The sequence below is a fragment of the Streptomyces thermospinosisporus genome (genome assembly GCF_039526425.1).
Taxonomy (GTDB): domain Bacteria; phylum Actinomycetota; class Actinomycetes; order Streptomycetales; family Streptomycetaceae; genus Streptomyces; species Streptomyces thermocarboxydovorans.
Genome location: NZ_BAAAIZ010000081.1, coordinates 1 through 6,111 on the forward strand (window position 1 = coordinate 1; position 6,111 = coordinate 6,111).

The following is a 6,111-nucleotide window of genomic DNA, read 5'->3' on the forward strand; positions in this document are numbered from 1 at the left end:
GGCCCCTCCGAGCGTGGCCGCCCCGCCCCTCCGAGCGCGTCCGCCCGGCCCCTCCGAGCGCGTCCGCCCGGCCCCTCCGAGCGTGGCCGCCCGGCCCCTCCGAGCGTGGCCGCCGGGCCCCTCCGAGCGCGTCCGCCCCGCCCGTCCGGGCGTGACCCTCGGGGCGGGCGGAGGGCATCCGTCCGGGTGTCCGTCCCGACCGTCCGGTGTGAGGGGCGTTACACCCCTTGAACCGGCTTGCTCCGCCGCACGTGGGAAGGGATGACCGGGCACACCGGTCCGAGCCGCGAGACCGGAGCACAGCAAGCAGGCCGCACACCCGGATAGGTCTAAACCAATGTGCCGTCGACCCTTGTCAGCGCACCCTCGCGTCTGATGAGCTGTGGCCTGGGACACAACGGACACCCTGAACGGACACCCTGGGAAAGGCAGATGCCGTGAGCAATGAGAGCCTGGCCAACCTTTTGAGGGAGGAGCGTCGCTTCGCGCCGCCCGCTGACCTGGCCGCGAACGCCAACGTCACGGCTGAGGCGTACGAACAGGCCAAGGCTGACAGGCTCGGTTTCTGGGCCGAGCAGGCCCGCCGACTGACCTGGGCCAAGGAGCCCACCGAGACCCTCGACTGGTCGAACCCGCCGTTCGCCAAGTGGTTCAAGGACGGCGAGCTCAACGTCGCCTACAACTGCGTCGACCGGCATGTGGAGGCCGGTCACGGGGACCGGGTCGCCATCCACTTCGAGGGCGAGCCCGGCGACAGCCGCGCCATCACCTACGCCCAGCTCAAGGACGAGGTCTCCAAGGCCGCCAACGCCCTGCTGGAGCTGGGGGTCCGCAAGGGCGACCGGGTCGCCGTCTACATGCCGATGATCCCGGAGACCGCCATCGCGATGCTGGCCTGCGCCCGCATCGGCGCCGCCCACTCGGTGGTCTTCGGCGGCTTCTCGGCGGACGCGCTCGCCACCCGGATCGAGGACGCCGACGCGCGCGTCGTCATCACCGCCGACGGCGGCTACCGGCGGGGCAAGCCCTCCGCGCTCAAGCCGGCCGTGGACGAGGCCATCAACCGGGTGGACCGGGTCGAGCACGTCCTCGTCGTCCGCCGCACCGGCCAGGAGGTCGCCTGGACCGAGGGCCGCGACGTGTGGTGGCACGACCTGGTCGACCGCCAGAGCACCGAGCACACGCCGGAGGCGTTCGAGGCGGAGCACCCGCTGTTCATCCTCTACACCTCGGGCACCACGGGTAAGCCGAAGGGCATCCTGCACACCTCCGGCGGCTACCTCACCCAGACCGCGTACACGCACTGGGCGGTCTTCGACCTCAAGCCGGAGACCGACGTCTACTGGTGCACGGCCGACGTCGGCTGGGTCACCGGGCACTCGTACATCGTCTACGGCCCGCTGGCCAACGGCGCCACGCAGGTCATGTACGAGGGCACGCCCGACACCCCGCACCAGGGCCGCTTCTGGGAGATCGTGCAGAAGTACGGCGTGACGATCCTCTACACCGCGCCGACCGCGATCCGGACGTTCATGAAGTGGGGCGACGACATCCCCGCGAAGTTCGACCTCTCCAGCCTGCGCGTGCTGGGCTCCGTCGGTGAGCCGATCAACCCGGAGGCGTGGATCTGGTACCGCAAGAACATCGGCGCGGACCGCACGCCGGTCGTGGACACCTGGTGGCAGACCGAGACCGGCGCCATGATGATCTCGCCGCTGCCCGGCGTCACCGAGGCCAAGCCGGGATCCGCGCAGCGCCCGCTGCCCGGCATCTCCGCGACCGTCGTCGACGACGAGGCGAACCCGGTGCCCGACGGCGGCGGTGGCTACCTGGTCCTCACCGAGCCGTGGCCGTCGATGCTGCGCACCATCTGGGGCGACGACCAGCGGTTCATCGACACCTACTGGTCCCGCTTCGAGGGCAAGTACTTCGCCGGTGACGGCGCCAAGAAGGACGACGACGGCGACATCTGGCTGCTCGGCCGGGTCGACGACGTGATGCTGGTCTCCGGGCACAACATCTCCACCACCGAGGTGGAGTCCGCGCTGGTCTCCCACCCGTCGGTCGCCGAGGCGGCCGTGGTCGGCGCGAGCGACGAGACCACCGGTCAGGCGATCGTCGCCTTCGTGATCCTGCGTGGCAGCGCGGCGGAGACCGAGGACCTGGTCGCCGAGCTGCGCAACCACGTCGGCGCCACGCTCGGCCCGATCGCCAAGCCCAAGCGCATCCTGCCGGTCGCGGAGCTGCCCAAGACCCGCTCCGGCAAGATCATGCGCCGGCTGCTGCGCGACGTGGCGGAGAACCGCCAGCTGGGCGACGTCACCACCCTGACCGACAGCACCGTCATGGACCTCATCCAGGCGAAGCTGCCGCAGGCACCCAGCGAGGACTGAGCCACCCGGCCGCAGAACCGAGCAGGAGAGACAGCGAGGGCACCCGGCGCGTTCCGTACGCCGGGTGCCCTCACTCGTCCTCGTGGCGTTCGTCGTCCTCGTTGCGTTCGTGGTCCTCGTCGTGCTCCTCGTCCCCCTCGTGCGTGCGGACGCCCCGCCCCGCACGCCGTGCGAGGTCCACAGGTAAGCTCGAGAGTGCGTAAGACAACGATCCAAGATCGTCATGGTGCGCCGGGAAGTCTGGTCGGCATGTGTTCCGTGCTGTCCCCCGACCGGAGGTCCCCGCCGTGTCCGCACCGTCCCGCACCCCCTCCTCGCGCAAGGTCTTCGGGCTGCTCTCGCTGCCCGAGCGGAACTTCGTCGCGGACGCGCTGCGCACCGAGACCGTCGGCGGCGTGCTGCTGCTGCTCGCCGCGATCGCCGCGCTGATCTGGGCGAACGTCCCCGCCCTGCACGACAGCTACGAGAGCGTCAGCCACTTCCATCTCGGCCCCGAGGCGCTGGGGCTGAATCTGTCGGTGGCGCACTGGGCGGCCGACGGGCTGCTCGCCGTCTTCTTCTTCGTGGCCGGGATCGAGCTGAAGCGCGAGCTGGTCGCCGGTGATCTGCGCGATCCGCGGGCAGCCGCGCTGCCGGTCGTCGCCGCGCTGTGCGGTATGGCGGCTCCGGCCGTGGTCTACGCGATCACCGCGGGCGCCGGCGGCGGATCGCTGGCCGGCTGGGCGGTGCCCACGGCGACCGACATCGCCTTCGCGCTCGCCGTGCTCGCCGTCATCGGCACCTCCCTGCCGAGCGCCCTGCGCGCCTTCCTGCTCACCCTGGCCGTCGTCGACGACCTCTTCGCCATCCTGATCATCGCGGTGTTCTTCACCGAGTCCCTGAACTTCCCGGCGCTCGGCGGCGCGCTCGCCGGCCTGGCCGTGTTCTGGCTGCTGCTGCGCACGGGGGTGCGCGGCTGGTACGTGTACGTGCCGCTCGCGGTGGTGATCTGGGCGCTGATGTACAACAGCGGCATCCACGCCACCATCGCCGGTGTCGCCATGGGCCTGATGCTGCGCTGCCACCGCCGCGAGGGCGAGGAGCACTCGCCGGGCGAGCGCATCGAGCACCAGGTGCGGCCGCTGTCGGCGGGGCTGGCGGTGCCGCTGTTCGCGCTGTTCAGCGCGGGTGTCGCCGTCTCGGGCGAGGCGATCGGGAAGGTGTTCACCACCCCGGAGACGCTGGGTGTGGTGCTCGGTCTGGTCGTCGGCAAGACCGTGGGCATCTTCGCCGGCACCTGGCTGACGGCCCGCTTCACCCGGGCCTCGCTCAGCGACGACCTGGCCTGGTCGGACGTGTTCGCGCTGGCCGTGCTCGCCGGGATCGGCTTCACCGTGTCGCTGCTCATCGGCGAGCTCGCCTTCGAGGAGGATCCGGCGATGACGGACGGCGTCAAGGCCGCCGTCCTGACCGGCTCGCTGCTGGCGACCCTGCTGGCGTCGGTGCTGCTGAAGCTGCGCAACGCCACCTACCGCAGGCTCGCCGAGGAGGAGGAGCGCGACGAGGACCACGACGGCGTCCCGGACGTCCACGAGGCGGACGACCCGGAGTACCACCTGCGCATGGCCGAGCTGCTGGAGCGCAGGGCCGCCGAGCACCGGCGGCTCGCCGAGGAGAAGGCCGCCGAACGGGAGCGGCTTGCCGAAGTGGCGGGCGGGGCAGGCGAGGACGGGAACCGTCGGGCATGATCTGACGAGACGGTACAAAAGCGGGACGGAAGAAGTCACCACCGCACGCAGACGAGCCGGCAGACGAGCCAGCACCTCGGTCGGCAGAAGAGGGAGACCGCGATGAGCGCACCCGACGGCAGCCCGGTCGGCGCCGAACGCAGCATCGGACAGCTGTTCGCCACCGCGACGGCAGAGATGTCGGCGCTGGTGCACGACGAGATCGCGCTGGCGAAGGCGCAGCTCAGGCAGGACGTCAAGCGGGGCGCGACCAGCGGCGGCGCCTTCATGGCGGCCGGTGTCCTGCTGCTGTTCTCCCTGCCGATGCTCAACTTCGCCCTGGCGTACGGCATCCGCACCTGGAGCGGCTGGAACCTCGCGGTCTGCTTCCTGCTGTCGTTCGCGGCGAACGTGCTGATCGCCGGCCTGCTCGGACTGATCGGCGTGGTCTTCGCCAAGAAGACCAAGCAGGGCCGCGGCCCGCAGAAGGTCGCCGCGTCGGTGAAGGAGACGGCGGGCGTGCTGCAGAACGCCAGGCCGCACCCGCGCCCGCAGCGCAAGGAACTGCCGCAGGACCGGGCTCCGGAGGCCATCGAGGCTGTGGCACGCTCGTCCTCATGACGGACCCAGCCCCTTTCCCGGCGCAGAGCGCCTCGGTCGTACGCCTCGACGTCCCCGGCGCCGAGGTCACCCACCGGGATGTCGCCGCCAATGGCGCCCGTTTCCACATCGCGGAAGTGGGTGACGGACCGCTGGTGCTGCTGCTGCACGGCTTCCCGCAGTTCTGGTGGACCTGGCGGCACCAGCTCACCGCGCTGGCCGAAGCCGGGTTCCGGGCCGTCGCCATGGACATGCGGGGCGTGGGCGGCAGCGACCGCACACCCCGCGGCTACGACCCGGCCAACCTCGCCCTGGACCTCACCGGGGTGATCCGCTCCCTGGGCGAGCCGGACGCCGCGGTGGTCGGCCACGACCTGGGCGGATACCTGGCGTGGACGGCGGCGGCGATGCGTCCCAAGCTGGTGCGGCGGCTCGCGGTCGTGTCCATGCCGCACCCGCGGCGCTGGCGCGCGGCGATGCTCGCCGACGTGCGGCAGTCGGCCGCGCTCTCCCACATCTGGGGGTTCCAGCGGCCCTGGATCCCCGAGCGGCGGCTCACCGCGGACGACGGGGCCCTGGTCGCCCGGCTCATCCAGGACTGGTCGGGGCCGAGCCTGCCGGACGAGAAGGCCCTGGAGGTCTACCGGCGGGCCATGTGCATCCCCTCCACCGCCCACTGCGCCATCGAGCCCTACCGCTGGCTGGTGCGCTCGCTGGCCCGCCCGGACGGCTTCCAGTTCAACCGGCGGATGAAGCGCCCGGTCCGGGTGCCCACCCTGCATCTGCACGGCTCGCTCGACCCGGTGATCCGCACCCGCAGCGCGGCCGGCTCCGGACAGTACGTGGAGGCGCCCTACCGCTGGCGGCTGTTCGACGGACTCGGACACTTCCCCCACGAGGAGGATCCGGTCACTTTCTCCACAGAACTGATCAACTGGCTGAAGGATCCCGAGCCGGATCGGTAACCGATCGGACGCTGCCCGTACTTGCCCCGCGCATAAGCCAATTGGGCACGCGTCAGGCGGTTATCGACCTTGGGGCGGGGGCAGACGTCGGGGTATGGGCTGGACGCACGACCACAGTGACGCAAGCCGCAATCGCCGCTCGGCGGGCGGTATCGGTACCCACCAGCGAGGCGGTGCACCGCAGATGGCAGGTACGAACCTCAGGGTGGGGATCCCGCGCATCCTCCGTCGCCGGGCCCGCTGGGTCTCCGTACGCCTGCGCCACCCCAAGGGCTGACCGCCGCCCGCCCGTTGCCGGCACCCCGCGCCCGAGGCGCCACCGCATGGGGCACCCGACGCGCCACCGCACGGGGGGCGCCCAAGGCGCCACCGCACGCGGCACCCGACGCGCCACCGCACGCGCCACCGCACGCGGCACACGGCGCGCCACCGCACGCCGCACCCCGC

At 71.6% G+C, this 6,111-nt stretch carries 5 protein-coding genes; all 5 read left to right on the forward strand.

Annotation, left to right across the window (positions count from 1 at the left end; all coding sequences use genetic code 11):
• Nucleotides 1-437: 437 nt before the first annotated feature.
• Nucleotides 438-2,393 (forward strand): acetate--CoA ligase, encoded by a 1,956-nt coding sequence (gene acs / locus ABD207_RS24450; protein ID WP_344015264.1) that lies wholly within the window; start codon nt 438-440, stop codon nt 2,391-2,393.
• Nucleotides 2,394-2,680: 287 nt separating this feature from the next.
• A complete protein-coding gene (gene nhaA / locus ABD207_RS24455; protein WP_344015265.1) occupies nt 2,681-4,120 on the forward strand; it encodes a Na+/H+ antiporter NhaA in 1,440 nt (479 codons plus the stop codon).
• 102 nt (nt 4,121-4,222) lie between these two features.
• Nucleotides 4,223-4,720 (forward strand): phage holin family protein, encoded by a 498-nt coding sequence (locus tag ABD207_RS24460; RefSeq protein WP_344015266.1) that lies wholly within the window; start codon nt 4,223-4,225, stop codon nt 4,718-4,720.
• Nucleotides 4,717-5,664 carry an alpha/beta fold hydrolase gene (locus ABD207_RS24465; RefSeq protein WP_344015268.1) on the forward strand — a complete coding sequence of 316 codons (948 nt, stop codon included), beginning with the start codon at nt 4,717-4,719 and terminating at the stop codon, nt 5,662-5,664. Before ABD207_RS24460 ends, ABD207_RS24465 begins: the two co-directional genes overlap by 4 nt.
• Before the next feature lie 94 nt (nt 5,665-5,758).
• The gene (locus ABD207_RS24470; protein ID WP_344015270.1) at nt 5,759-5,941 is read left to right on the forward strand and encodes a hypothetical protein; all 183 of its coding nucleotides are present in this window, start codon (nt 5,759-5,761) and stop codon (nt 5,939-5,941) included.
• Nucleotides 5,942-6,111: the final 170 nt, after the last annotated feature.